The sequence below is a fragment of the Nocardioides scoriae genome (genome assembly GCF_900104965.1).
Lineage (GTDB): Bacteria > Actinomycetota > Actinomycetes > Propionibacteriales > Nocardioidaceae > Marmoricola > Marmoricola scoriae.
Genome location: NZ_LT629757.1, coordinates 2,530,750 through 2,556,541, shown reverse-complemented (window position 1 = coordinate 2,556,541; position 25,792 = coordinate 2,530,750). Strand labels below are relative to the sequence as shown.

Sequence of the window (25,792 nt, the reverse complement as noted above, 5' to 3'; positions counted from 1 at the left end):
CCGCTGCGCCGACCTCGCGCGGCCGTCGCACGAGACGTGGGGAGAGCACATGCCGATCTGGATCCAGGCAGGGCTGTGGGGTGTCCTGGCCGGTGGCGCGCTGGTCCTGGGCGCCCTGGTCGCGTGGTTCGTCTCGGTCCCGCGCGCGGTCGTCGCCGGGGTGATGGCCTTCGGCGCCGGGGTGCTGATCTCGGCGCTTGCCTACGACCTCGTGGCCGAGGCCGAGTCGAAAGGCGGGCTGACACCCACGCTGGTCGGGTTCCTCGGTGGCGCAGCCGTCTACGTGGCGGCCAATGTCGCGCTAGCCGCGAAGGGCGCTCGCCACCGCAAACGGGCAGGCGACCAGCAGCCGTCGGAGGATGAGCAGTCCGGTAGCGGCACGGCCATCGCCATCGGCGCCCTCCTTGATGGAGTGCCGGAGTCGATCGTGCTGGGGCTGACCCTCCTGGCCGGGCACGGCGTCGGCCTGTCGGTGCTGGCGGCGGTGTTCATCTCCAACCTGCCCGAGGGTCTGTCCAGCGCTGCGGGGATGAAGCGGGCCGGCCGCAGTGCCCGCCACGTGTTCGGCGTCTGGTGCGGCATCGCCGTCATCAGCGGCGTTGCCGGGGCCCTGGGGGTGCTCCTCCTCGGCGGCGCCCCCGCCGCCGTGGTCGCAGCCATCACCGCAGTCGCTGCCGGTGCCATCTTGGCGATGGTCGCCGACACGATGCTGCCCGAAGCGTTCGAGAAGGCCCACCTGTACGCCGGCTTCGTCGCCACCATCGGGTTCGCACTGTCCTTCGCCCTGGAGAAGCTGGGCTGACGTCGTGCCCAGCGGCTGAGCTGTCCCGCGATGGCGCCGCGGAGGTGATCGGACGAACTAGCGTCAGGGTCGACCGACGAACAGGAGCATCATCGACGTGGCATCACCTCAAGACCAGACCAGTGCGTTCGTGACCGCCAGCCGGGCCCTGCTCAGCCTGGCGGTCCGAACCATCGCAGAGGCACCCGTCGAGGTGACGCTCGCCCAGCACCGGGTCCTGGTCCTGCTCTCCGCCCGAGGCGACCAGCCGGTGGGTGACATCGCCGACGGCCTCGGCGTCAACCCCTCCAACGCCACACGCATCTGCGACCGCCTCCAGCGACTCAACTTGATTTCACGCACCCGCTCCGAGCAGGACAGACGCGTCGTCGTCATCAGCCTCAGCCCCCAAGGGGCTGACCTGGTCAGGGCCGTGACCGCCCGGCGCCACGTGGAGGTCGAGAAGGTCTTGGACCGCATGACACCTGAGCAGACCGCCCAGGTGGTCCAGGCCCTGGAGGTGTTCAACCGGGCCGCCGGCGAGATCGAGGACCCGGACTGGGCCACGCCACCCTGGTGAGACGGGACCGAGCCCACGACGCTGCCGTGCCCCCGCCCGGAGCCGCGACAGGTCGACGGCGAGGTGTGCCACGTGTACAGCCGTGCGTCAGCCACGTCCTCGGCTCCGACGGGGAGGCGTCCCTGGGCCCCCGGCGTCGTGGTGGGTGGTCGCCGAGGGCCGACCCTCGGACCCCTTCGAGTCTCCACCGGCGCGGCTCCGGCTGCCTGCTGCGTCCTCCGTGGGCCCTCCGTGTGCCGTCGCGGCCAGCGTGAACCGCGGCTCGGTCACGCTGCGACATGGCGCGCCGTGCGAGATGACAGAAGCCCCAGGTCAGCGAACTGACCTGGGGCTCCGTCATCGGTGCGCCTGAAGGGGTTCGAACCCCTAACCTTCTGATCCGTAGTCAGATGCTCGGCCGCGACAGTCTGGGACCCCTTCTCGACGATCGGCGCGCCCACGTCTTGGCGCGAGATGGTGGCCGCGAGGTCCCAACAAACTCCCAATAAAGTCCCACTAAACGTTGCCTGGTGGTGCGCAGTGATGCGTAGCGACAGGTGGTCGTGCGTGACAAAACCCCAGGTCAGCGCGATGTTGCAGCTTGCTGACCTGGGGTGTTCGACTTACCTACTCGTGATGAGAAGGTCGTCGGTTCGATTCCGACAGGCGGCTCCACGACAGTTCGCTGACCTGCAAAAACGTCTCATCCTGAAGGATCAGATAGTGGGCCCAGACGGGCAGGTCGCAGTTTATTCGCACTAAACCGCATGTTGGACCGTGAGAGATCGCGCCGGGCCGCGCGCCAGCCTCTGCCGCTACCTTGCGTTGGCGACGTTGGTCCCGCGGCCTTACCCTCGCCGGCGGCACCACGTCCTCGTTGAACCGAGGGCCACGCTCGTCAAGCTGCTGCTAATGCCCAGACCCGGCCCGCGACCAGTACTGCGTGCGTCCGGCATGCGACTGGAGCCACCACCGTCGTCAACATGCAACCACACGGTCTGGTGCCAAGTGTCCTGGCTGCACGCCGATGACAACGACGGCGCCGGTGGTAGGCGGCACGGACCCCATGGCGGGGTTCGACACCGGCGGAGCCACGCATAAGGCTCACCCGTGGGGCAGCAGGCGATGAAACCGGAACCCACCGCGGACCTAGCGATCGTGTTGTGGACGCCGGGAGTGTCACGCCGCAAGGCGAGACACGCATCCATGAGGTGTCAACAACCTCATGAGGTGCGACACCTAGTCCAAGGTGAGGGTCGATTCGCGGGTGACGAGCCGGCAGGAGACGGACTCGACACCGCTCGGGGCGTCGCCGTCGATGGCGCGGAACAGCCGTTTGGCTGCCCGTTCGCCGATGGTCTCGAGGTTCATGTCGATGCTGGTCAGCGCGGGTCGAGCGCCGGTGGCGATCGCCTCCCAGTTGTCGAATCCGATGACCGAGACGTCGCGTGGCACGTCGCGGCCGAGTTCGCCGAGCGTGTCCAGGACGCCCCGAGCGATCTGGTCGCTGCCGCAGAAGATGGCGTCGAGGTCGGGGTGCTGGCGATGGACCAGGCGGGCCGCGGCGCGGCCCCAGGCCTCGGTCCAAGCTCCGAAGTAGGTCTGGTCGCCGACCATGGACAGGCCAGCGTCGTCCAGAGCGCGGAGTGCGCCTCGCGAACGGTCCTGTGCCGCGGTGTAGGTCGGGTCGCCCGAGATGTGGGCGATCCGCCGGCGGCCGCAGGAGAGCAGGTGCTCCACGGCCATGGCGCCGGCCTCGACGTTGTCGGCGGTGATGGAGACGTCGTCGGGGGACTCCGAAGGGGCGTATGCGTACACGACGGGAACCGGCAGGTCCGGGCCGAGGGACGGTCGAGGGTCCGTCTGGTAACCCACGACGATGAGGCCATCGACACGCTGCGAGAGCAACGCGTTGACGTGGTGGCGCTCGCGGATGGCGTCCCCTCGGGCGTCGCAGAGGAAGACCGACACGCTTCCCGTGCCGAACGCGTCCTCGGCGCCCATCAGGACTGGGATCGAGAAGCGCCCGTCGAGGTCACTCGTGATGAGTCCGACCGTGCCGCTGCGGCCCTGCAGGAGTCCGCGAGCCAGTGCGTTGGGGGAGAAGGACAACCGTTCGGCGGCCTCGACCACTCGGACGCGGGTCTCGGCCTTGACCTGATCGCGACCGTTCAGAGCCTTCGATGCCGTGGCGACAGAGACTCCGGCGAGGCGTGCGACATCGGTGAGGGTGGTCGCGCGACTGCGTCGTGCACCGCGTCTGCTCTCGGTGGTCATCGGTGGGTCTCCTGGTGCGTGGAGGAAAGCGGGCGCGCCCCCTTGACGGTGTGACAGGCGCCACCTATGGTTCCCGAAAAGGTTTTCGGCGCTTCACTACATCCACCTCGGGAACGGGCGAGTGGTACGAGATGCCAGCTCATTGGGGTTCTCCGAGATCCGATCTGAACCCCGAGGCTAGCACTCACGCACTACGCCGAAAACCGCAGTTTTCGTCTTTCCGCCCGGAAGGCTCGGCCCGTCGTGGTTCGCGCCAGGCCAACCCACCCGATTGCTCGAGGAGCACATGCATGATCAAGATTCGCAAGGCCGCAGTACTGCGGGCCGTGGCCCTGACCGCGGCGCTGGCCCTGGGCACTACCGCCTGCGGTGGTGGCTCGGGTGCTGAGGACTCAGCCGTCTCGACCGACGGGGGAGCCGAGGGTGTGGACGACGGCACCGAGCTGACGTTGTGGACCCGGGCGCCGCTGGAGAAGCAGGCCAAGCTCCTCGTGGCGGCGTACAACGAGTCGCACGAGAACCAGGTCAAGCTCACCGTCGTCCCCAACGACGACTACGTCGCCAAGGTGGGTGCGGCCGCCGGGAGCAACGGTCTGCCCGACCTGTTCGCGGCCGACATCGTCTACGTGCCCAACTGGGTGGAGCAGGGCTTGTTCAAGGACATCAGCCCGCGTTTCGACCAGCTCGACTTCAAGGACGAGATCAACCAGGGCCACGTCGAGGCAGGCATGGGCGACGACAAGGAGCACGTGCTCCCGTTCGTCCTCGACCTGTCGGTGATGATGTGGAACAAGGACCTGTACGAGAAGGCCGGTCTGGACCCCGAGACGGGGCCGGCATCGCTGGCCGACTTCGCGGAGCAGGCCAAGAAGGTCGACGCGCTCGGCGGTGGGGTCAACGGCACCTACTTCGGCGGCAACTGCGGTGGCTGCGAGGTCTTCACCTGGTTCCCCATGGTCTGGGCAGCGGGCGACGAGGTGTTGGCCGAGGACGGCACGAAGTCCGAGCTCACCGGCGACAGCGCCAAGGCGGTCTACTCGACCTACAAGGACCTGGTGGACTCCGAGGCGGTCGCGCCCGGCGCCAAGGACGAGACCGGCGCCACCTGGGTCGGACCGTTCCAGGAGGGCAAGGTCGGCGTGATGCCCTACCCCGCCACGCTGCTTGCCACGGCCGACCAGTCGGTCGATGTGGGTGTGGCTCCGATCCCGGGGCCGGACGGTGGCGAGTCGACGTTCGTCGGAGGCGACGGCGTCGGGGTGTCGAAGGACAGCAAGAACGACGCCCAGGCGTGGAACTTCATGTCCTGGCTGATGTCGGAGGACGCCCAGGTGGGGGTGCTGGCCAAGAACGGCGACGTCACGGCGCGCGCTGACCTGGCCTCCAACGAGTTCTCCGAGAAGGACCCCCGACTGGTCACCATCAACGAGGTCGCGGGCAAGGGCAAGACCCCCATCGCGAGGAACTTCCAGGAGGCCTTCAACGCCCCCAACAGCCCCTGGCTGACGCTCACCCGCGACGCCGTCTTCGGCGACGGCTCCAAGGTCGACGCTGCCAACGAGGATCTCGACTCGATCCTGGGGCAGTAACCCGATCCGCCCGGTACGCCGTCCAGATGCAGCGGCGTACCGGGCGCTCCACCCCACCTTCCACCAGCCACACCTGTCGAAACGAGGCCACTCCATGACGGTCGTCCCGCTCGGTACCCGGAAGGGACGAGCACCGGGGGTCCCGACCCGCGAGAAGCGCCAGGGGTGGGCCTTCGCCGCTCCCACCGCGGTCTTCGTGGTGGTGCTCTTCGTCCTCCCGATCCTGCTGGTCACGCAGATGTCGGCCTCGGACTGGCCGCTGTTCGCCGGCAGGCAAGGCACCAACGTGCCGCAGAACTTCGCGGATGCCGTCAACGACCGGTTCTTCTGGTCCTCGGTCGTGTTCACCGTGAAGTACACGGTGATCACCACCGTCCTGTTGCTCGGGCTCGGACTCGGGCTCGCGATGCTGGTGCAGGAGTCCACGCGGTGGAAGAGCTTCCTGCGCACCGTCTTCCTGGTCCCCAGCGCCATCGGGCTGGCCTCGGCGTCGCTGCTCTTCTATGCGCTCTACTCACCTCAGAGCGGTCCGTTCTCGCCGATGCTCATCAAGCTGGGGCTGATCGACGAACCGATCTCGTTCCTGGGGACCCCCGACAGTGCGCTGTGGTCGACGGTGTTCCTCATCGTGTGGCGCTTCACCGGCTTCTACATGCTCCTGCTCCTGGTCGGTCTTCAAGGCATCAGCAGGGACGTCTACGAGGCAGCCGAACTCGACGGTGCCAACCGCTGGCAGGCGTTCCGGCACATCACGCTGCCGCTCATCCGACCCAGCCTGGCGCTGTGCGTGATCATGTGCGTCACCGGGTCACTGCTGGCGTTCGACCAGTTCTACATCCTCACCAAGGGCGCACCCGACAACAGCACGATCACCGTGGTCCAGCTCATCTACTCCACGGCCTTCCAGGGCAAGAACGACCTCGGCATCGCCGCCGCCCTGTCCCTGATCGTCCTGGTCGCCCTGCTCGTGATCAACGCCGCCACCTTCCGCCTCATGCGATCCCCCGAGGACTCCTGACATGGCCCAGCTGCTCACGCCCCCGCCGCTAGACACGAGCCCTCTGGAACCGCTCCCGGAGTCCACCCCACCTCGGCGCCGCCGCGGGGGAGTGGTGCGCACACCCGGGTGGGTCCTGACCGGGGGCCTGGCCGTCGTCTTCGCCTTCCCCCTGCTCTGGGCCACCGTGGCATCGGTCTCACCGCAGGCCGGCAGCGCGCAGAACGACGGGTGGGGCCTGGCCAACTACCGCACGCTGGCCGACTACCAGGACGGCGTGTGGCAGTACCTCCTGAACTCCACCATCGTCTCCGGCCTCACCGTGCTGTTCACGCTCACGATCTCGCTGCTCGGTGGGTATGCGTTCGCCCGCTTCCGGTTCCCCGGCAAGAACGTCCTCTTCCTCGCCACGCTGGGGATCTTGATGGTCCCGTACGCCACGCTGCTCATCCCGCTCTACGTGCTCCTCAACGACCTGGGGCTCGGCAACTCGCTCCTGGGGTTGGCCCTGGTGATGACGCTGTTCCAGCTCCCCTTCGCGACCTTCCTGATGCGGATCTCCTTCGAGTCGGTCCCGCGCGAGCTCGACGAGGCCGCGCAGGTCGACGGCTGCGGACCCCTCGCGGCGCTACGTCACGTCCTGCTCCCCGCGGTCCGTCCCGGGATGATCACCGTCGGGCTCTTCGCGTTCCTGGCTGCGTGGAACGACTTCATCACCCCGCTCATCCTCATCACCGACTCAGCGAAGTCGCCGCTGCCCCTGGCCGTGGCCAACATGCGTCAGCAGGTGATGGGCGTCGTCGACTACGGCGCGACCGAGGCCGGCGTCGTCGTGCTGGCCGTGCCGTGCGTCTTCCTCTTCATCGTCCTCCAGCGGCACTACGTCCGCGGGTTCATGTCCGGCGCCGTAAAGGGCTGACACCCGTGCCGCCGATCCCTCACTCCACAAAGGTCTCCCGATGACACCCCCAGCCCTTGGCCTGCCGATGGTCGACCAGCCCAGCAGCGACCGCGAACGGCGCGCGCCGGCCACGCCCGTCCTCCCCACGCACGGCGTGCTCCGTCCGCTCGGACTCGACGAGGCACGGATCCTCGGCGGCTTCTGGGGCCACCGGCAAGCCGTGAACGCTGGCGCCACCCTCGCCCACATCGAGCACTGGCTCGAGCGCGAGGGGTGGCTGGGCAACTTCGATGCCGCCGCTGCGGGGCTCGCCATGACCGACCGGCGCGGGCGCGAGTTCAGCGACTCCGAGGTCTACAAGCTGCTCGAGGCCATGGCCTGGGAGCTCGGCCGGGAGCACCACCCCGACCTTGAGGACCGCTTCGACTCCGTCGTCGAACGCATCGCAGCGGCCCAGGACGCCGACGGCTACCTCGGGACGATGTTCGGTCGCCCCGGGCAGGCCGAGCGCTGGGCCGACCTCGAGTGGGGCCACGAGCTCTACTGCATCGGGCACCTGATCCAGGCGGGGGTCGCTCGGATCCGCACGGGTCACTACGACAGGCTCGTCCGCGTCGCCCGATGGGCTGCCGAGCACGTCTGCGAGGTGTTCGGGCCCGACGGGCTCCAGGGGGTGTGCGGCCACCCCGAGATCGAGGTGGCCCTCGCCGAGCTGGGGCGCGCACTGGGCGAGCCTCGCTACCTCTCCCAGGCCGCGCTGTTCGTCGAGCGCCGCGGGCACCAGACCCTCGGCGACATCGAGTTTGGCCGCGCGTACTTTCAGGACGACGTCCCCGTGCGCGATGCCACCGTGCTCCGCGGCCACGCGGTGCGGGCCAACTACCTGGCCGCTGCCGCCGTCGACGTCGCTGTCGAGCACCAAGACGGCGACCTCCTCAAGGCTCTCGCGCTCCAGTGGGAGACCACACGGGACCGCCGCACGTACCTCACCGGCGGGCAGGGGTCACGCCACCAGGACGAGGCCTTCGGTGAGGACTACTTCCTACCGCCCGACCGCGCCTACTCCGAGACCTGCGCTGCCATCGGCTCCGTCATGCTGTCCTGGCGACTCCTGCTCGCCACCGGCGAGCCCCGGTACGCCGACCTGATCGAACGGGCCCTGTACAACGTCGTCGCCACCTCTCCTTCCGACGACGGCACGTCGTTCTACTACTCCAACACCCTTCATCAGCGGGCACCCGGCGAGGTTGCGCCCACTGACGTGGCCAGCGCAAGGGCAGAGTCGTCACTGCGCGCGCCGTGGTTCGCGGTCTCGTGCTGTCCCACCAACGTCGCCCGCACCTTCGCGAGCCTGTCCAGCTATGCCGCTACGACCAGTGACCGCGGCGTCCAGCTGCACCAGTTGATGCCTATGCAGCTGTCGACCCGGCTTGCCGATCAGCCCGTGCGGCTCACCGTGCAGACCGACTACCCGCACAACGGCCGCGTCGACATCCGCGTTGACGAGTGGCCGGACGAGCACCAGGGCTCAGCGTCAGTCCTGAGCGTCCGGGTTCCTGACTGGTGCCGTGCCGCTCGACTCGTCAGGCCCGGCCACGACATCGTCGAAGTCGCCCCGGGCTTGGTGGATGTCACAGGGTTGCGCATCGGAGACAACGTGGTCCTTGAGCTCGACATCGGGCCCCGCTTCGTATGGGCCGACCATCGCCTCGACGCCGTCCGTGGGTGCGTCGCGGTCGAGAGTGGCCCCCTCGTCTGGTGCCTGGAGTCGACGGACCTGCCCGAGCACCTGACACACACGGACCTGGACCGTGTCCGAGTGGACACCACCGAACCGCCACGTGTGCGCGACGGCAGGGTCGAGGTCACGGTCGATCTGGTCGAGGCGCCGCCGAACTCGGGATGGCCCTATGGCGCACCGGGTGCCCAGGCGGCTGCGGAGCGCTTCGACGTCGCCCTGACTCCGTACCACGACTGGGCGTCCCGTGGCCCGTCGACGATGCGCGTCTGGATGCCGACGGCGCCCAGCTAGGCCGCGGGAGCCCGCTCGCGTGGCTCGTCCCCACGCGAGCGCCCCACCATGACCAGCCGGAGACCCCGGCTGCGCCACCCGAACACCCACCTGCGCCGGCTCCTCGAAGCGCGGTGCGGCTGCTCTGCGACTGAGGGGACACCGATGCTGGAGAAGAGCTCCACCGGTGGTGCCCTCCTGCCGGCAGGGAGGTCGCCGGTGATGGCGGACGTCGCCGGGCTCGCGGGGGTGTCCCTGCAGACGGTGTCACGGGTGGTCAACGGCGCCGACCACGTACGTCCCGCCACCCGGAAGCGGGTCGACGAGGCGATCTCCCAGCTCGGCTACCGGCCGAACGTCGCTGCTCGCGCGCTGGTCACCCAGCGCTCGGCCACGGTCGGTGTCATCTGCACCGCGAGCGAGTTCCGGGGTCCCGCCACGATCTACCGGTCAGTCCAGTCCGCCGCCAGGGCCGCGGGTTACTTCGTCAGCGCGATCGACCTGCCGGAGTTCACGTGCGGCGACGTGACCCAGGCCGTCGAACACCTACGTGACCAGCGGGTGGAGGGCATCGTGCTGATCGCGGCCAACGACGAGGCGCTGACGGCAGTCCGTGCTCGGTCGGCCGGCGAGCTGCCCGTGGTGGTGGTGGAGGGCGACCTGTCCCGGGTGCGGCTGACCGCCGGCGTGGACAACCGCCTCGGCGCAGCCATCGCGACCGAGCACCTGATCGCGCTCGGCCACACCGAGATCCAGCACGTGGCCGGCCCCGCGGGGTGGGCCGAGGCGCGCGAACGGCTCTCGGGCTGGCGCGACGCGATGCAGGTCGCCGGGCTGCGTCCGCCCGAGCCGCTGGTGGGCGATTGGAGCGCCGGGAGCGGCCACGCCGCCGGCGTACGCCTGGCTGCGATGGCCGCGACGGGCGACGTCACCGCCGTCTTCGTCGCCAACGACCACATGGCCGTCGGCGTGTTGCGCGCGCTGCACGAGGCGGGGGTGCGGGTGCCCGAGGACGTCAGCGTCGTCGGCTTCGACGACCTGCCCGAGGCGGCCTACCTGATCCCGCCGCTCACCACCGTCCACCAGGACCTCCCAGCCGTCGGAGAACGCGCGATCGAGGTGCTGCGAGCCGCTGTCGAGCACGGCGGGCCGGCCGGCTCGCGCGGGCTCACCGACCGGGTCGGCACGTTGCTCCGACCCACGCTCGTCGTACGCCGCAGTACCTGCCCGCCCCGCGCAACCCCCAGCATCACCATCCACGTCGAGAGGACCCCATGACCACCGCACCGCACCCCGAGCCCGCCGGGCACGAGGAGACCTACGTCGTCGGCGTCGACTACGGCACGCTGTCGGGCCGCGCCCTGGTGGTGCGGGTGAGCGACGGCGCCGAGCTGGGCACGGCCACCACGGAGTACCCCCACGCGGTCCTGGAGACCACGCTCCCCGGGTCCGAGGTGCGCCTGCCCCCGGACTGGGCGCTGCAGGTGCCCGAGGACTACCGCCACGTGCTGCGCACCGCCGTCCCGGCGGCCCTGGCCGAGGCCGGCGTCGACCCGGCGCACGTGGTCGGCATCGCCACCGACTTCACCGCCTGCACCATGGTCCCGACGCTCGCCGACGGCACCCCGCTCGACGAGGTGCCGGGCCTGGAGGGCCGTCCGCACGCCTACACCAAGCTGTGGAAGCACCACGCCGCGCAGCCGCAGGCCGACCGCATCACCGCCCTGGCGGCCGAGCGGGGCGAGACCTGGCTGGCGCGCTACGGCGGGCTGATCTCCTCGGAGTGGGAGTTCGCCAAGGGGCTGCAGCTGCTCGAGGAGGACCCCGAGCTCTACGCCCGCACCGAGCGCTGGGTCGAGGCCGCCGACTGGATCGTGTGGCAGCTGTGCGGCCGCTACGTCCGCAACGCCTGCACCGCGGGCTACAAGGGGATGCTGCAGGACGGCGCCTACCCCTCGCGCGACTTCCTGGCCGCGCTCGATCCCGGCTTCGCCGACTTCGTCGTCGACAAGGTCGAGCACCCGATCGGCGAGCTGGGCGAGCGCGCGGGCGGTCTCACGGCCGAGGCCGCCGCCTGGACCGGCCTGCCCGAGGGCATCGCGGTCGCCGTCGGCAACGTCGACGCCCACGTGACCGCTCCCGCGGCCCGCGCCACCGAGCCGGGCCAGATGGTCGCGATCATGGGCACCTCGACGTGCCACGTGATGAACGCCGACGTGCTGCGGGAGGTCCCCGGCATGTGCGGGGTCGTCGACGGCGGCATCGTGGCGGGCCGCTACGGCTACGAGGCCGGGCAGAGCGGCGTCGGCGACATCTTCGGGTGGTTCGTCGACCACGGCGTCCCCCCGTCGTACGCGCAGCAGGCGCGTGCGGCGGGGGAGACCGTCCACGAGCTGCTGACGCGCCTGGCGTCGGCGCAGCAGGTGGGCGAGCACGGGCTGGTGGCCCTCGACTGGCACAGCGGCAACCGCTCGGTGCTGGTCGACCACGAGCTCTCGGGCACCGTCGTGGGGCTGACGCTCAGCACCCGGCCCGAGGACGTCTACCGCGCGCTGCTGGAGGCCACCGCCTTCGGCGCCCGGGTGATCGTGGAGACCTTCCGCCACGCCGGCGTGCCGGTCGAGGAGTTCGTGGTGGCGGGCGGCCTGGCCAAGAACCACCTGCTCATGCAGGTCTACGCCGACGTGCTGCGGCTGCCGCTGTCGGTGATCGGCTCGGCCCAGGGCCCGGCACTGGGGTCCGCCATCCACGCCGCGGTCGCGGCCGGGGCGTACGCCGACGTCACCGCGGCCGCCGAGCGGATGGGCCGGGTGCGCCGCGGCGCGTTCCTGCCCGACGAGGCTGCAGCGCTGCGCTACGACCGGCTCTACGCGGAGTACGTCGCGCTGCACGACCACTTCGGCCGCGGCGACGGCCTGATGCGCCGGCTCCGGGCGCTGCGCCGCGAGGCGGTGGCGTCCCGTGGCTCCGCCCCCGGATCGGGTGCGGGGTCGGACGACGGGTCGGGCGCCGGGTCGGGCGCCGGGGTTCCCGAGGCGGCTCGCGAGACCGAGGGGGCGCTGGCATGACCGCGGTCACCGAGGTCCAGTCGACGATCGGCACGCTGCGCCGCGAGGTGTGCGCGCTGCACGCCGAGCTGACCCGCTACCAGCTCGTGGTCTGGACGGCCGGCAACGTCTCGGCCCGGGTGCCGGGCCACGACCTGCTCGTCATCAAGCCCAGCGGGGTGTCCTACGACGACCTCACGCCCGAGAACATGGTCGTGTGCGACCTCGAGGGCCGGGTCGTCGACGGCCAGCACGCGCCGTCGTCGGACACCGAGGCGCAGGCCTACGTCTACCGCGAGATGCCCCAGGTGGGCGGCGTGGTGCACACCCACTCGACGTACGCCACGGCGTGGGCGGCGCGCGCCGAGCCGGTGCCGTGCGTGCTCACGATGGGCGCCGACGAGTTCGGCGGGGAGATCCCCGTCGGGCCGTTCGCGGTCATCGGCGACGACTCGATCGGCCGCGGCATCGTCGACACCCTGCGCGGCAGCCGCTCGCCGGCCGTGCTGATGCAGAACCACGGCGTCTTCTCCATCGGGCCCACCGCCCGGGCGGCCGTCAAGGCGGCCGTGATGTGCGAGGACGTCGCCCGCACGGTGCACGTCTCGCGGCAGCTCGGCGCCCCGGTGCCGATCTCGCAGCCGCAGGTCGACGCGCTCTTCGACCGCTACCAGAACGTCTACGGCCAGCGCTGAGCGCCGGCTCCCGCCCCACCCCGTCCCGCACGCCCCCGCTCCCGTCACCACCAGAACGAGGTCCCCCATGACGTCCGTCCCCTCCACGCCGCAGGTGTGGTTCCTCACCGGCAGCCAGTCCCTCTACGGTCCCGAGACCCTCGACCAGGTCGCCGCCCAGTCGCAGGGGATCGCGGCCCGGCTCGCCGGCTCCGAGCTCCCGGTCGAGGTGGTCTGGAAGCCGGTGCTGCTCGACGCGGTCGCCATCCACCGCCAGGTGCTGGACGCGAACGCCGACCCCGACTGCGTCGGCGTCGTGGTGTGGATGCACACCTTCTCGCCGGCCAAGATGTGGATCGCGGGCCTCGACGCGCTGGCCAAGCCGATGCTCCACCTGCACACCCAGGCCGGCATGGCGCTGCCGTGGTCGTCCATCGACATGGACTTCATGAACCTCAACCAGGCCGCCCACGGCGACCGGGAGTTCGGCTACATGCAGTCGCGCCTCGGCGTGGCCCGCAAGACGGTCGCGGGCCACGTCGACTCGCCGTCGGTGCGCCACCGCGTCGAGGCGTGGGCCCGCGCGGCCCTCGGACGCCACGAGCTGCGCCAGCTGCGCCTGGCCCGGTTCGGCGACAACATGCGCGACGTCGCGGTCACCGAGGGCGACAAGGTGGAGGCACAGCACCGCTTCGGGGTCTCGGTCAACACCTACGGCGTCAGCGAGCTGGTGGCCGTGGTCGACGCCCAGGGCGACGACGACGTCGACAAGCTGGTCACGGAGTACGCCGACCTCTACCGCGTCGCCCCCGAGCTGCTCCCGGGCGGCGAGCGCCACGAGTCGCTGCGCTACGGCGCCCGCGTCGAGCTCGGCCTGCGTCGCTTCCTCACCGACGGCGGCTTCGGGGCCTTCACCACCAACTTCGAGGACCTCGGCGGCCTGCGCCAGCTCCCCGGCCTGGCCGTGCAGCGCCTCATGGGCGACGGCTTCGGCTTCGGCGGCGAGGGCGACTGGAAGACCTCGGTGCTGCTGCGCGGCATGAAGACGATGGCCACCGGGATGCCGGGCGGCACGTCGTTCATGGAGGACTACACCTATCACCTGGTCCCGGGCGAGGAGAAGATCCTCGGCGCCCACATGCTCGAGGTCTGCCCCAGCATCAGCACCGCCCGGGCGACCCTCGAGATCCACCCGCTCTCCATCGGTGACCGCGAGGACCCGGTGCGGCTGCGCTTCACCGCCGACCCCGGCCCCGCCGTCGTGGTCGGCATCTCGGACCTCGGCGACCGCTTCCGCCTCACCCTCAACGAGGTCGACGTGGTCGAGCCCGACGAGGCGCTGCCGAAGCTCCCCGTCGCCTGTGCAGTCTGGGAGCCCCACCCCTCGCTGTCCACCTCCGCGGAGTCGTGGCTGATGGCCGGCGGTCCCCACCACACCGTGCTGTCCACCGCGCTCGACACCGAGGTGCTCGAGGACTTCGCCGAGATGAGCCGCACCGAGCTGCTCGTCATCGACGAGGACACCACGACCCGCGGCTTCGCCAAGGAGCTGCGCTGGAACGCGGCGTACCACCGCCTGGCGCGCGGGATCTGAGACTCGAACTCGCGCCCGGGACTGGGACCCGGGCGCGAGGACCAGGGCTGCGCGTCGCGCGGCCGCCAGGGTCCGTGGCTCGGGCCCCGGCGGTCGTGCGGGGCTCGCGGTGATTGATACGAAGCAAGATCCCCGCCCGTGCTCACGGGCCGTGCCGAGCGCAGCGTCAGGGGCGGGCGAGGGGGACGACAGGTCACCGGGCGGTCGTCGAGGCGCCGTAGGCGCCCCGTGGCTGCGGTGGTCGGCTCACGTCACGAACGCAATGACGGATCGACCCAGTCTGATAGACCGCGGCGGTACCCCTCAGCTACGCCGGATCTCAGACCGCGCGTCCCAGCGCTTCGTCCCCCGGCGCTGGCTCGTAGCGACTCCGGGCGCCGCGGGGCTGCGGTCGGACAGTCAGATGACGAAGGTGCTGCCCGCGTCAGGCTGGCGATGGGGCCGGCTATGAGTGGACAGCGCCTGAAAGGTGTTCCTCCGCGAGCGAGCGCGGTAACCAGCGGAACGGGTGTTCAGTCGCCTCGAACTTCGCCTCGATGTCTGCCGTTGAACCGGAGATTCTCGCTGCATCAAGATCGGGACGGTTGAGAAGCCTGGGGGATGGGGCCCAGAAGGCTGCAGCACCGTAGTTCAAGGTGAGGTCACCCACGGTCAGCTCCATGGAGTCCGTTGTGTGCAGGAAGCCTCCTGGGAGTTGATCTCTGGGCGTCTGATCTAGTGCGTTGAGGAAGTCGCCCACGGCCTCGCCGCGAACGGTGAGCGTCAGGGTTCCGGGTTGCTCCACCTCCTCGCCGTCTAGTTGTCGCACGGCCGAACGCAGAGCTGATGCATCCTTGCGGGTGATCCCCGCCGGATAGCGAAGGACCCGCCCGGTGAGCTGTTCCATGCGATGCAAGTCCTCCACCACCTGCATGTTGTCGGGTGCCCAAGCAAACTGGTGCGCGTCGAATGGCGGACCTTCGACCAAGCCCAACTCCGGCAAGCTGATCCGAATCCGGCGGCCTGGTGTTGCAGCCGCAAGTGTCCGAATGACTGGTCTGAGCGACGTGACGTCGAGGCCCACGAGGGTGTCAGGAAGGCTCAAGTGGAAACGCGCGTCGTCCACAACCACAGGCTGCGCCTCTTGGTCGGGCTGCTTCGGGTAAGGCAATCCGAGGGTGATCGTGATGATCGACATTGCGTCGCCGCCGATAACGGTCACACCACGACGCCCGCTGGTCCTCTCTCTCAGGTAAACGGAGAAGTCGGAGACAACGCCTGACTCATCAATGACCTGGAAGACGCACCGGATGGGCTGGTCCAGCGCTTCTCGAGTGCTGGCGACTGCGAACTCGCTCTCTCGGGGGTCGTCCGCTGGAAAGAGGCGCCTGGCCTCGGGAGAGGCATCGACATCGAAACCAGTTACTACTCCCGCGGGTAGCTCAATATCACCTCCAAAGTCGAGGACGTCGACGAGCTTGTCGCGAAGCACTCTCTCTGTGGCGTCTTCGCGGTCGAAGGCGAAGGTCGAGCGGATCGTGATGGGGTCGACCTCATGGGCGTCAGGTGTCTTGCCGCGGAGCGTCGATGTGATAGAGCCGCTCACGACCGAGAAATCGAGGGTCCAGAACGGAGAGACCTCGTCGATCCTGTTGCGTAGAACTTCGAGCCGCTGGGTTAGGTCAACCGCGCCGTTCGCGAGTACGGCCCGTTCCAGGCTGAGCTCACTGGCACGTTGGAGTAGTTGAGAGTCCGCGCCCTCGATGTATCTCTGCACGTCGACGTCGCCGACGAGCTGATCATCTAGCCAGTCTTGTCCCCACCAGTCGAGTTCGACCCCAGGTGCATGTCTAGGGAGCGTCTCGGTGAACCATGCTTGCTCGCTGCTCTTACCTCCGGGCCGGATGGGTGTCATGCGCATGGGGATCACAAGAACCCATCGCGTCATGGTGGGCGTAGACGCGTGAGCCTTTGCGAGCGACCGCTGCACCTGACGCCTCCGGGACGCGTCCAGCCGTCCGAAGGACTTGATCTCGAAGACGGTCAGCCCGTCCGTGGTGGTGAGTTGCGCGTCGCGGCCACCGTCGCCCCCGGCACCGTCAAGAGAAACCAGGCCCGGATGTAGTCGCTTCAAGAGCAACTGAATGCCGCGCTCGAGTCGTTCCGGATCCAGTGACTCCCAACGAATCATGACCCGATCCTCCATGAGCCGCCCATCTGCCATGTGCACACGTGCCGGTTCGACCGCCGCGGCCCGTCACTCAGTGCGTCGAGGCCGCAGGAATGTCTGCACTCCCAACAAACTCCCAACAAACGACGCGTGGGGGTGCGTAGTAATGCGTAGCGACGCGTGTCCCGAAGTCCGATAAGCGCAGGTCAGAGCGGTGGCGCGGGGTGCTGACCAGGTCCGACGAGACAAGTAACTCGTAATGAGAAGGTCGTCGGTTCGATTCCGACAGGCGGCTCCACCTCTCGTCGTCCGTCCGGGTCGCTCCCCCGACGGGCGGGCCGTGGCCGGCGACGAGGCACGGTCGTCAGCCGGCGTACTCGTCGTCGGTGACGTGGTCGAGCCAGGTGACGACCTCGCCCCGCTCGTCGGCCTCCTGGATGGCGACGTGGGCCATGAACCGGTCGCGGGTGGCGCCGTGCCAGTGCTCCTCGCCGGGCTCGACGTAGACGACGTCGCCGGGTCGGATCTCTTGGACGCCGCCGTCGCGGGTGGCGACGAGACCGATGCCGTCGGTGACGTAGAGGGTCTGGCCTCGGGGGTGGGTGTGCCACGCGGTGCGGGCGCCGGGGGTGAACCGGACGTGGGCGCAGCCGACGGCCGACTGGTCGTCAGGGTTGCGGATGCCGTCGATGACGACGGCGCCGGTGAACCAGTCCTTCGGGCCGGAGCCGGACTGACCGCCGCTCTGGGTGAACTTCGTGGGTGGTGCTCCTCTCAGCGTTCGCTGATCTTGATGAGTGCCTTGATGGCCCGGCGCTCGTCCATGGCGGCGTAGGCGTCCGCGATGTGGTCGAGGTCGGTGACGAGGTCGAAGACCTTGCCGGGGTGGATCTCGCCGTCGAGGACGGCCTGCACGAGCTGGGGCTGGTAGTGGCGGGCGGGGGCGGGGCCGCCGCGCATGCCGACGTTGCGGAAGAAGGTGGCCTCGCCATCGATGCTGACGTCGTGCGGCACTCCGACGCGACCCACGATCGCGCCGGCGGCGGCGATCGCGAAGCAGGTCTCGGTGGAGTCCTTGGTGCCGACGCACTCGAGGACGGCGTCGGCGCCGTTGCCGTCGGTGAGGTCCTTGAGGGCCGCCACGGCCTCGCTCCCGCGGACCGTGATGATCTCGTCGGCGCCCCACTCGCGGGCCAGCGCGTGGCGGTCCTCGTGGGTGCTGCCGAGGACGATGACGCGGGCGGCTCCGAGGAGCGTGGCCGACAGGGTGCCGGACAGGCCCACCGCACCGTCGCCGACGACGGCGACGGTCATCCCCTCGGTCACGCCGGCGCTGACGGCGGCGTGGTATCCGGTGCTCATGACGTCGGTCAGGGCGAGCAGGTCGGCCATCACGTCGTCGGAGAGGTCGTCACCGGGCACCTTGACCAGGGTGCCGGCGGCCTGGGGGACGCGGACGTACTCCGCCTGGCCGCCGTCGTCCTGCCCGCCCTGGCCGAAGAAGCCGCCGTGGTCGCAGGCGGTGTGGAAACCGGCCTGGCAGTTGCGGCAGGTGCCGTCGCTCCAGGAGAACGGGGCGATGACGAAGTCACCGACCGCCAGGTCCTGGACGGCGTCACCGACCTCGTCGACGACGCCGATGAACTCGTGACCGATGGTGCCGTGCGCGAGGTCGGAGATGCCGCGGTACCACCACAGGTCGGACCCGCACACACATGCCAGGACGACACGTACGACGGCGTCGGTCGGGTCCTGCACGGTCGGCATGGGGCGGTCCTCGAGGTCGATCTTGCCGGGGCCGTTGAAGATTGCTGCTCGCATCGTGGTTCCTTCGGTGTGGTGGGGTGGCTCGTGTTCGGTGAGGTCTGCCAGGGCGGGGTGGTGGGTCAGCGTGCTTCGACCTGCGCTCGGACGGTGCCGTCGAGGCCGGCGATGCGCTCGGCGGCGTCGCCCTGCAGCCGGCCGAGCACGACGATGCCCTCGTAGTAGGACTGGTCGCCGTGGTAGAGGACGAGGTCGTTGCCCGGCGCGTAGTAGCCGATGTCACCGACGCCCGGGTCGGCCCCGGAGGGCTGGCCGTCCAGGGACAGGCGCGAGGGGAGGCGGCCGGTCTTCTCGACGCCTCCGTGGTCGCGCATCTCCAGCGTCACCGGCAGCTGCGCGAGCAGGTCGCGGCTGGCGGCGCTGTCGTGCAGGTCGGCGGTGAACTGCTGGTCGCCGATCGTGATCTCGAGCTGCACCTGGTCCTCCTGACCATCGGTGGGGCTGGCCGGCGTGGTCTCCGTCGGGGTCTGGGTGGGGGCCGGGTCCGAGGCGGACGAAGCTGTCGAGGAGGGCCGCGCGGACCCGGATGGCGACTCGTCGGCACCACAGGCGCTGAGCACGAGGGCGAGCAGCAGGATCGTCATCGAGGCGCGTGGTGCGGGCAGGAAGGACATGGGCTTCACGGTGCTCTCTGTGGCGTGACGCGGGGTCAGGGTCGGGTTGCGGAACGGAGGGCGGCCGCGGACACGAGGACCATCGCGAGGACCATCAGCGCCATGGGGACGGCTGTGGCGGCGCCACCCGCCCCGGCGACGGGAGCTACCAGGCCGGCGGTGGACCACTGCACGAAGCCGAGCAGTGCCGAGCCGGTGCCGGGGTCGTCGGGGACGGCCCCCGACGCGAGGGCGCCGGCGTTGGGGCCGATGAGTCCCTGGGCGGTCATCAGCACGAAGAAGCCCGGCAGGGCGGCCCACAGGGGCATGTCGAACCACGCGGCGCCGACGAGGAGGAGCACGCCGGCCGCACCGGTGGCAGCCAGACCGACGGCGACGACGAGCGTCGTGGGGACCCGGCCGGCCAGGCGGGCCGAGACCAGCGTGGCGGCCATCAGGCCCACGGCGTTGGCGGCGAAGACGAGGGAGTACTGCGTCGGGGTCAACCCGTTCATGGACTGCAGCACGAATGCCGACGCAGCGACGTAGGCGAAGACCACGCCCATCGACAGCGACATCACCACGAGGTGTGCGGTGAAGCGTCTGGTCCGCAGGACGCGAGCACCCGCGTCGCGGAGGTGGCGGAGACCACCACTGCTGCGGTGCCTCGTCGGGAGGGTCTCGGGCAGCACGAGGCGAACCACGACGATCATGACCGCGCTCCAGGCCACCAGCAGCCAGAAGGACGTGCGCCAGCCCGAGTGCTCGAGCAGGGCGGCGCCGAGCAGCGGCCCGAGGACGGGAGCGACCCCAGCCACGCCCTGCACGAGGTTCAGCGAGCGCACCAGCGTGGGGCCGGAGGCGAGGTCGACCACGACCGAGCGGGCGATCACCATGGCCCAGCCACCCGCGAGACCCTGCACGAACCGGGCCGCCGTCAGCGCGGCCACGGTCGGGCTCACCGCGCACCCGAGCGAGGCCACCACCATCAGCGCGAGGGCGGACAACAGGGGGCGGCGGCGACCCAGCTGGTCGGACAGCGGGCCGCCCAGCAGCTGCCCGAGAGCCATGCCGACGAAGTAGGTCGTCAACGTGAGCTGGAGGGAGGTGGCCGTGGTCCCCAGGTCCTGCACCACCAGGGGGAAGGCGGGGACGTACATGTCCGTGGCGAGCGGGGCGATCATCGTCAGCGCCGTCACGCTGACCAGGACGCCGAGCGGCACGTGCGCCGCACGGTCGCCGCGCGTCGCCGCCTCGGATCGGCCGTCCCCGCGGTCGGGACCGGTCCGGCGAGCTTCGGGTGGGGGCGTGGTCGTGGTGGTCATCTCGTCCTCCACTAGACCCGCTGCCGCGCTCGTGTGGGAGTCCCGCTCGTGCGGTGTACTGACAGGGCACCCCTCGCCCCTCGGCAGGGATCCTCGCTGCGACCTACGCTCGTCCGGTGGACAACCGTCACGAGGTTCGTGAGTTCCTGACCTCCCGGCGTGCTCGGCTGACGCCGGACGACGTGGGCCTGCCCGACATCGGGACCCGTCGTGTCGCGGGGCTGCGTCGGAGCGAGGTGGCGACCATCGCGGGGCTGAGCGTGGAGTACTACGCCCGGCTCGAGCGCGGTCACGTCGCGGGCGCGTCGACGCCCGTGCTCGACGCCCTGGCGCGGGCGCTGCGCCTGGACGACACCGAGCGTGCCCACCTGTTCGACCTGGCACGGGCCGCCGACGGCATCCCCACCTCGGGACGACCCCGGCGCCGGAGCGGGGCGAGGTCGGCCGCGCGGCCCAGCCTGCTGTGGGCCCTGGACGCCATCACCGACGGCGTCGCGTTCGTGCGCGACCCGCGTCAGAACCTGCTGGCCACCAACGCCCTGGGCCGAGCCTTCTACTCACCCGTCATCGGCGACGGAGGGCGTACGCCGAACCTGGCCCGCTTCCAGTTCCTCGATCCCGCCTCCCGCGACTTCTACCCGGACTGGGACCGGTTCGCTGAGATGTGCGTCGGCATCATGCGCGCCGAGGCCGGTCGCGATCCGCACGACCGGGGTCTGCAGGAGCTCGTCGGCGAGCTGTCGACGCAGAGCGAGACGTTCCGTCGGCTGTGGGCCGCCCACGACGTGCGCGACCACGGCGCCGGCACCAAGCGCTTCCACCACCCCGTCGTCGGCGAGCTCACCCTGGCCTACGAGGAGTTCGCCGTCACCGCCGAGCCCGGCCACATCGCCCTGATCTACACCGCCGAGCCGGGGTCACCCTCGGCCGAGCGGCTGCGCCTGCTCGCCTCGTGGGCCGCGGAGGTCCCCGCGGTGGAGTCCAACGCCCAGGACCTCACGTGACCGCGTGCTCACCCCGCCGGGTCTGGCGCGGAACCGGCTCGGGTGTTCTGATCACCGGGTGATCCACGAGCTGGCCGAGGTCTATCGGCGTTACCTGGACGAGGTTGCCTGGATCACGCGTTCGGGTGCCTGGGGGTCGTACGCCGACCTCTTCGACCAGGACGCGATCTTCCACCGTTCCGGTTTTCCGGACGTGCGCGGTCGGGAGGCGATCAGGGCGATGATCCTGACGGAGGCGACCACGCTGCCGGGATCGCTGATCGAGCGCACCGACATCCTGTGGCACGCGCTCGACCTGCGTCGGCGCCTGGTGGTGCAGGAGATGCGCCACGTCGCCCGAGACCCCGGGGACGGCTCTCAGCACCAGGCCCTGGCCACGAGCGTGCTGCGCCTCGGCGCCGACGGGCTGTGGTCGCGGCTCGACGTCGTGCACAGCCCCGAGGCGTACTGCTCGATGTACCGGAAGTGGGCGCTCGCCGCCCACCGGAGCGGCCGTGACGACGAGGCGCACCGGGTGAGGGAGCTGCTCGAGGTCACCCACCCCGTCGGGCTCTCGTAGCCTTCGCGCGTGATCACGACCGTCCTCGTCGAACATCCGTGGCTCTCGCCGACGGCGCTCGCCCTGCTCGTCGTCTGTGGTCCGCTCGTGGGCCGGGCCGTGGCGGACCGGCCGGGCACGGCGTGGCTGCTGACGGGTCTCGGGACGCTCCCGGTGCTCGTCCTCACGATGCTCCCGACCGACCGGAGGGCCTTCCAGCGGTGCGAGGTCGCGTGGACGCTGCCGACCGTCGGACGCGTCGAGCTCGCGGCCAACGTCGTGCTCTTCGTGGCGCCGGCGCTCCTCGCCTCGGTGGCGACCCGGCGTCCCGTCCTGGTGCTGGTGGTCGCGAGCCTGCTCAGCGCGCTGATCGAGACCGTCCAGGCGCTGGTGCCGGCCATCGGGCGGTCGTGCTCGACCGACGACTGGCTCTGCAACACGATCGGCGTCACGACCGGCGTGCTGCTGGGGGTGGTCGCGCTCCGGCTCGCCCGTCGGCGGGGGCCTCTGGCAGGGCTGCGCTAGCGGTCGAGCGGCAGGCCCGAGTGGTCGCCCAGGGCCCGGCAGGCAGCGTCGTACGTCGCCACCAGCTCGTGCGCCGCGGGGTCGGAGGCCCAGCGGTCCAGCGCCACCCGGACGACGGCGGAGGTCGACTCGAGGACGACGCGGACGGCGAGCGGGTCGAGGTCGAGCCGGTCGGCGAGCCGGGCCTGGAACCGGGCCAGCCGCTCCTCGTCCTGGGCGATGGCCGCGAGCAGGAGCCGGGGCTCGCGCGCGGCCAGGCGCCACAGCCGCAGTGCGTGGGACCCCGACTCGCTCCGGCCGTCGCCGAGAGCCGTCAGGACGGCTCGCCACAGCGCCTCGAGCTGCGGCACGAGGGGGTGGTCGGCCCGCAGCGCGTCGAGGCCGCGGTCGACCCGGGCCTCGACCTCGTGGTCCGCGATCAGCGCGGCGCGCTCCTTGGTGGTCGCGTAGCGGAACACCGTCCGGGCGGAGACGCCGGCGACCCGGGCGATGTCGTCGACGGTGGTGCCGTCGACCCCGTGCTGCTCGAACAGGTCCAGGGCGGCCGCGGCGATCTCGCGCTCGGTCCGGTGCCGTCGTCGGTCCTGCAGGGGCTCGCTGCTCACGAGTCCGACCCTAGTGGGAATACCTGGCAGGGTCTGACGGGTTGGCAGTGACTGCCAGCCCGCGACGCCAGGAGACCCACGTGACCGCCACCGTTCCGACCACCTCGCCGGACCCCGTCCGCCCGGCGCTCCCCCCGGACGTCCGCGTCGGTCCGCTCGTGGCCCTGCTCGTCGGGTCGGCGTTCGTGGTGATCCTCAACGAGACCATCATGGGCGTCGCGCTGCCCGAGCTGATGCGCGAGTTCGCCGTGCCAGCGAGCAGCGCCCAGTGGCTCACCACGGCCTTCCTGCTCACGATGGCGGTGGTCATCCCGGTCACGGGCTGGCTGCTGCGGCGGTTCACGCTGCGCCAGGTGTTCCTGGCCGCGATGATCTCGTTCTCGATCGGCACGGCGCTGGCCGGTCTGGCGCCGACGTTCGGTGTCCTGGTGCTCGCCCGCGTCGTGCAGGCGGTCGGCACCGCGCTGATGATGCCGCTGCTGATGACGACGATCCTCACGGTCGTCGAGCCCGAGCGTCGCGGTCGGATGATGGGCACGATCTCGATCGTCATCTCGGTGGCGCCGGCCGTCGGCCCGACCATCTCCGGGCTGGTGCTCGACCAGCTCAGCTGGCGCTGGATGTTCTGGCTGGTGCTGCCGATCGCGCTGCTGTCGCTGGGCCTGGGCGCGCTGTGGGTCCGCAACCTCGGGGAGCCGGTCCGCTCGTCGCTCGACGTCGCCTCCGTCGTGCTCTCGGCCCTCGCCTTCGGCGGCCTGGTCTACGGCCTGAGCAGCATCGGCGAGGCGGCGTCCGGCCACAGCCCCGTCCCGCCCTGGCTGCCGCTGGTCATCGGCGCGGCGGCGCTGGCCGCCTTCGTGTCCCGGCAGCTGCGCCTGCGCGACCGCGCCCTGCTCGACCTGCGCACCTTCACGAGCCGGACGTTCTCCGTGGCCGCCCTGCTGATCGCGGTCAGCATGATGGCGCTGTTCGGCACCCTGATCCTGCTGCCCATCTACCTCCAGTCGGTGCTCGGCCTCACCACCCTCGAGACCGGCCTGGTGCTGCTCCCGGGTGGTCTCGTCATGGGCCTGCTCGCCCCGGTCGTCGGTCGGCTGTTCGACCGCTTCGGCCCGCGCCCCCTGGTCGCGCCGGGCGCGGCCGCGACCTCCGCCGCGCTGTGGCTGATGACGACCTTCGACCAGGCCACCGGGCAGGGTGCGGTCGTCGCGGTCCACGTGCTGCTCAGCATCGGGCTCGCCCTGATGTTCACCCCGCTGCTGACCTCGGCGCTGGGCTCGCTCCCGCCGCACCTCTACTCCCACGGCAGCGCGACCGTCTCCACGCTGCAGCAGGTCGCCGGCGCCGCGGGCACCGCCCTGTTCGTCACCGTGCTGACCCGTCGGCAGGTCTCCGACGCCCGGGCGGGGGTCGACCTCGTCGAGGCCACGGCCAACGGCGTCCACGCCGCCTTCGTGTACGGCGGCGTGATCTCGGCCCTCGCCGTCCTGGTCGCGCTCGCGGCCCGCCGCGAGCGGACCGCGGCCTGAGCGGCCCCTCGCTCGGCCGCCGGCCTCAGCCGTCGGTCGGGGTGAGCCGGAGCAGCCGCCCGGCGCCCGCGTCCTCCAGCAGCCAGACCGACCCGTCCGGCGCCTGCTCGACGGCCCGGATGCGCTCGCCGAGGTCCCAGGCCTGGATCGAGCCGGCACGACGGCCGTCGAGGTCGACGCGCACGAGCGCCTCGCCGGACAGGGCGCCGAGGAAGGCGTCGCCACGCCAGTCGGGGAACAGCTCGCCGTCGTAGAGCATCAGGCTGCCGGGGGAGATGCTCGGGTCCCACCACGCCACGGGCGCGACGAAGCCGTCGCCGTCCTCGTGGTCGGGGATGTCGCCACCGCCGTAGTCGCTGCCGTTGGAGGCCTCGGGCCAGCCGTAGTTGCCGCCCGCCTCGACGAGGTTGAGCTCGTCACCGCCCTGCGGCCCCATCTCCGAGGACCACAGCGTCCCGTCGGGGGCGAACTCCAGGCCGAGGGGGTTGCGGTGCCCCCAGCTCCAGATCTCGGCCGACCGACCGCCCTGGTCGGCCAGCGGGTTGCCCGGCGCGGGATCGCCGTCGAGGTCGAGGCGGACGATGGAGCCGAGCGTGTTGGTGGTGTCCTGCGCCGGGGCGCCGAGCTGTCGGTCGCCGGAGCTGACGAAGAGGTGGCGTCCCTCGGGGTCGACCGCGATCCGGTGCGAGAAGTGGCCGTCGCCGTCGACCTTCGGGTCCTGGCGCCAGATCACCTCGAGGCCGTCGAGGCGTGGCTGCCCGTCGGTGACGAGGCGGGCACGACCGACCACCGCCCCGGAGGTCCCGGCGGTGCCGGCCTCGACCCAGCTGAGGTAGACCGTGCCGTCCTCGGCGTACGACGGACCCGCGACCACGTCGCCCAGCCCGCCCTGACCGGCGTCGACCACCTCGGGCACCCCGGTGACCTCGACCCGCTCGTCACTCTCCTGGTCGCGCAGGTGCAGCACGCCGTCGCGCTCGGTGACCAGCAGGTCGCCCGATCCTGGCAGGAACGTCATCGCCCACGGCTCGTCGAAGGCGTCGACCTCCTCGACCTCGAAGGGCCGGTCCGACGCCGACGCGGAGGCGTCCGTCTGGGCGCCGGCTCCGGTGCGACCGCCGTCGAGCGGGTCGCCCGAGCCCGAGCCCGAGGAGCAGCCGGTGACGAGCGCGGCGCTGGCGGCCAGGCTGGCGAGCAGGGCGGGGCGGGTGCGGCGACGGCGGGTCACGTCCCGATCGTCCCCCGGGCGGCCAAGGGCCCCGGCGGTCAT

Annotated in this window: 22 protein-coding genes; 14 read left to right on the top strand and 8 right to left on the bottom strand. The window is 70.8% G+C overall.

All coding sequences use genetic code 11. From position 1 onward, the window contains the following. The first annotated feature begins 49 nt into the window (after nt 1-49). Both BLU55_RS12235 and BLU55_RS12230 read left to right on the top strand, forming a co-directional pair. Nucleotides 50-802: a ZIP family metal transporter gene (locus tag BLU55_RS12235; RefSeq protein ID WP_091730079.1), complete on the top strand. Its 753-nt coding sequence runs from the start codon at nt 50-52 to the stop codon at nt 800-802. Between the two features lie 130 nt (nt 803-932). After that, a complete protein-coding gene (locus BLU55_RS12230; protein ID WP_157682841.1) occupies nt 933-1,361 on the top strand; it encodes a MarR family winged helix-turn-helix transcriptional regulator in 429 nt (142 codons plus the stop codon). 1,218 nt (nt 1,362-2,579) lie between these two features. Here the strand turns inward: BLU55_RS12230 and BLU55_RS12220 are convergent. Further along, the gene (locus tag BLU55_RS12220) at nt 2,580-3,617 is read right to left on the bottom strand and encodes a LacI family DNA-binding transcriptional regulator (protein ID WP_091730074.1); all 1,038 of its coding nucleotides are present in this window, start codon (nt 3,615-3,617) and stop codon (nt 2,580-2,582) included. Nucleotides 3,618-3,907: 290 nt separating this feature from the next. Here BLU55_RS12220 and BLU55_RS12215 point away from each other — a divergent pair, with 290 nt between their 5' ends. The 8 genes from BLU55_RS12215 to araA all read left to right on the top strand — a co-directional run bounded on the left by BLU55_RS12215 (nt 3,908) and on the right by araA (nt 14,430). Continuing rightward, nucleotides 3,908-5,206 (top strand): ABC transporter substrate-binding protein, encoded by a 1,299-nt coding sequence (locus tag BLU55_RS12215; RefSeq protein ID WP_091730071.1) that lies wholly within the window; start codon nt 3,908-3,910, stop codon nt 5,204-5,206. 94 nt (nt 5,207-5,300) lie between these two features. Further along, nucleotides 5,301-6,224, top strand: a complete 924-nt coding sequence (locus tag BLU55_RS12210; RefSeq protein WP_091730069.1) for a carbohydrate ABC transporter permease — start codon at nt 5,301-5,303, stop codon at nt 6,222-6,224. A gap of 94 nt (nt 6,225-6,318) precedes the next feature. Continuing rightward, nucleotides 6,319-7,122 (top strand): carbohydrate ABC transporter permease, encoded by an 804-nt coding sequence (locus BLU55_RS12205; protein WP_197680974.1) that lies wholly within the window; start codon nt 6,319-6,321, stop codon nt 7,120-7,122. 67 nt (nt 7,123-7,189) lie between these two features. After that, complete coding sequence (locus tag BLU55_RS12200; protein ID WP_091730064.1) at nt 7,190-9,136, top strand: glycoside hydrolase family 127 protein; 1,947 nt, start codon at nt 7,190-7,192, stop codon at nt 9,134-9,136. Between the two features lie 144 nt (nt 9,137-9,280). After that, complete coding sequence (locus tag BLU55_RS12195) at nt 9,281-10,393, top strand: LacI family DNA-binding transcriptional regulator (protein ID WP_197680973.1); 1,113 nt, start codon at nt 9,281-9,283, stop codon at nt 10,391-10,393. Further along, a complete protein-coding gene (gene araB / locus BLU55_RS12190; RefSeq protein ID WP_091730059.1) occupies nt 10,390-12,183 on the top strand; it encodes a ribulokinase in 1,794 nt (597 codons plus the stop codon). Before BLU55_RS12195 ends, araB begins: the two co-directional genes overlap by 4 nt. After that, nucleotides 12,180-12,857: an L-ribulose-5-phosphate 4-epimerase gene (locus BLU55_RS12185; protein ID WP_091730056.1), complete on the top strand. Its 678-nt coding sequence runs from the start codon at nt 12,180-12,182 to the stop codon at nt 12,855-12,857. The genes araB and BLU55_RS12185 overlap by 4 nt, the downstream gene beginning before the upstream one ends. A 67-nt stretch (nt 12,858-12,924) precedes the next feature. After that, nucleotides 12,925-14,430: an L-arabinose isomerase gene (gene araA / locus BLU55_RS12180; RefSeq protein WP_091730052.1), complete on the top strand. Its 1,506-nt coding sequence runs from the start codon at nt 12,925-12,927 to the stop codon at nt 14,428-14,430. A gap of 445 nt (nt 14,431-14,875) precedes the next feature. On the opposite strand, the gene BLU55_RS12175 is transcribed toward araA, so the two are convergent. The 5 genes from BLU55_RS12175 to BLU55_RS12155 all read right to left on the bottom strand — a co-directional run bounded on the left by BLU55_RS12175 (nt 14,876) and on the right by BLU55_RS12155 (nt 20,321). After that, on the bottom strand, nt 14,876-16,600 hold the full coding sequence (locus BLU55_RS12175; protein ID WP_157682840.1) for a hypothetical protein: 1,725 nt from the start codon (nt 16,598-16,600) through the stop codon (nt 14,876-14,878). Between the two features lie 343 nt (nt 16,601-16,943). After that, nucleotides 16,944-17,357, bottom strand: a complete 414-nt coding sequence (locus BLU55_RS20190; protein ID WP_091733840.1) for a (R)-mandelonitrile lyase — start codon at nt 17,355-17,357, stop codon at nt 16,944-16,946. Beyond that, complete coding sequence (locus BLU55_RS12165; RefSeq protein ID WP_091730047.1) at nt 17,354-18,400, bottom strand: alcohol dehydrogenase catalytic domain-containing protein; 1,047 nt, start codon at nt 18,398-18,400, stop codon at nt 17,354-17,356. Before BLU55_RS12165 ends, BLU55_RS20190 begins: the two co-directional genes overlap by 4 nt. 65 nt (nt 18,401-18,465) lie before the next feature. Further along, complete coding sequence (locus tag BLU55_RS12160; RefSeq protein ID WP_231916852.1) at nt 18,466-19,017, bottom strand: cyclophilin-like fold protein; 552 nt, start codon at nt 19,015-19,017, stop codon at nt 18,466-18,468. 35 nt (nt 19,018-19,052) lie between these two features. After that, nucleotides 19,053-20,321: a multidrug effflux MFS transporter gene (locus tag BLU55_RS12155; RefSeq protein ID WP_091733836.1), complete on the bottom strand. Its 1,269-nt coding sequence runs from the start codon at nt 20,319-20,321 to the stop codon at nt 19,053-19,055. 116 nt (nt 20,322-20,437) lie between these two features. On the opposite strand from BLU55_RS12155, the gene BLU55_RS12150 reads away from it, so the two are divergent. From BLU55_RS12150 to BLU55_RS12140, 3 genes are read left to right on the top strand one after another with little or no spacing between them, the layout of a single operon-like run. Then, entirely contained in the window at nt 20,438-21,325 is an 888-nt protein-coding gene (locus BLU55_RS12150; protein ID WP_091730044.1) for a helix-turn-helix transcriptional regulator, read from the top strand. A 58-nt stretch (nt 21,326-21,383) separates the two neighbouring features. After that, the gene (locus BLU55_RS12145; RefSeq protein WP_157682839.1) at nt 21,384-21,884 is read left to right on the top strand and encodes a nuclear transport factor 2 family protein; all 501 of its coding nucleotides are present in this window, start codon (nt 21,384-21,386) and stop codon (nt 21,882-21,884) included. A gap of 9 nt (nt 21,885-21,893) precedes the next feature. Then, nucleotides 21,894-22,388 carry a VanZ family protein gene (locus BLU55_RS12140; RefSeq protein WP_091730038.1) on the top strand — a complete coding sequence of 165 codons (495 nt, stop codon included), beginning with the start codon at nt 21,894-21,896 and terminating at the stop codon, nt 22,386-22,388. Here BLU55_RS12140 and BLU55_RS19640 read toward each other — a convergent pair. Continuing rightward, on the bottom strand, nt 22,385-22,993 hold the full coding sequence (locus tag BLU55_RS19640) for a TetR/AcrR family transcriptional regulator (protein ID WP_172833906.1): 609 nt from the start codon (nt 22,991-22,993) through the stop codon (nt 22,385-22,387). The genes BLU55_RS12140 and BLU55_RS19640 overlap by 4 nt on opposite strands. A gap of 80 nt (nt 22,994-23,073) precedes the next feature. Here BLU55_RS19640 and BLU55_RS12130 point away from each other — a divergent pair, with 80 nt between their 5' ends. Continuing rightward, a complete protein-coding gene (locus BLU55_RS12130; protein WP_091730031.1) occupies nt 23,074-24,522 on the top strand; it encodes an MDR family MFS transporter in 1,449 nt (482 codons plus the stop codon). A 25-nt stretch (nt 24,523-24,547) separates the two neighbouring features. On the opposite strand, the gene BLU55_RS12125 is transcribed toward BLU55_RS12130, so the two are convergent. After that, nucleotides 24,548-25,750 carry a PQQ-dependent sugar dehydrogenase gene (locus BLU55_RS12125; protein ID WP_231916851.1) on the bottom strand — a complete coding sequence of 401 codons (1,203 nt, stop codon included), beginning with the start codon at nt 25,748-25,750 and terminating at the stop codon, nt 24,548-24,550. Nucleotides 25,751-25,792 lie beyond the last annotated feature (42 nt).

Bases quoted from the DNA above. Each gene is read 5' to 3' on its own strand.
- BLU55_RS12235 (WP_091730079.1), top strand. From the start codon at position 50: ATGCCGATCTGGATCCAGGCAGGGCTGTGGGGTGTCCTGGCCGGTGGC.
- BLU55_RS12220 (WP_091730074.1), bottom strand. From the start codon at position 3,617: ATGACCACCGAGAGCAGACGCGGTGCACGACGCAGTCGCGCGACCACC.
- BLU55_RS12215 (WP_091730071.1), top strand. From the start codon at position 3,908: ATGATCAAGATTCGCAAGGCCGCAGTACTGCGGGCCGTGGCCCTGACC.
- BLU55_RS12210 (WP_091730069.1), top strand. From the start codon at position 5,301: ATGACGGTCGTCCCGCTCGGTACCCGGAAGGGACGAGCACCGGGGGTC.
- BLU55_RS12200 (WP_091730064.1), top strand. From the start codon at position 7,190: ATGGTCGACCAGCCCAGCAGCGACCGCGAACGGCGCGCGCCGGCCACG.
- BLU55_RS12195 (WP_197680973.1), top strand. From the start codon at position 9,281: ATGCTGGAGAAGAGCTCCACCGGTGGTGCCCTCCTGCCGGCAGGGAGG.
- araB (WP_091730059.1), top strand. From the start codon at position 10,390: ATGACCACCGCACCGCACCCCGAGCCCGCCGGGCACGAGGAGACCTAC.
- BLU55_RS12185 (WP_091730056.1), top strand. From the start codon at position 12,180: ATGACCGCGGTCACCGAGGTCCAGTCGACGATCGGCACGCTGCGCCGC.
- araA (WP_091730052.1), top strand. From the start codon at position 12,925: ATGACGTCCGTCCCCTCCACGCCGCAGGTGTGGTTCCTCACCGGCAGC.
- BLU55_RS12175 (WP_157682840.1), bottom strand. From the start codon at position 16,600: ATGATTCGTTGGGAGTCACTGGATCCGGAACGACTCGAGCGCGGCATT.
- BLU55_RS12165 (WP_091730047.1), bottom strand. From the start codon at position 18,400: ATGCGAGCAGCAATCTTCAACGGCCCCGGCAAGATCGACCTCGAGGAC.
- BLU55_RS12160 (WP_231916852.1), bottom strand. From the start codon at position 19,017: ATGTCCTTCCTGCCCGCACCACGCGCCTCGATGACGATCCTGCTGCTC.
- BLU55_RS12155 (WP_091733836.1), bottom strand. From the start codon at position 20,321: ATGACCACCACGACCACGCCCCCACCCGAAGCTCGCCGGACCGGTCCC.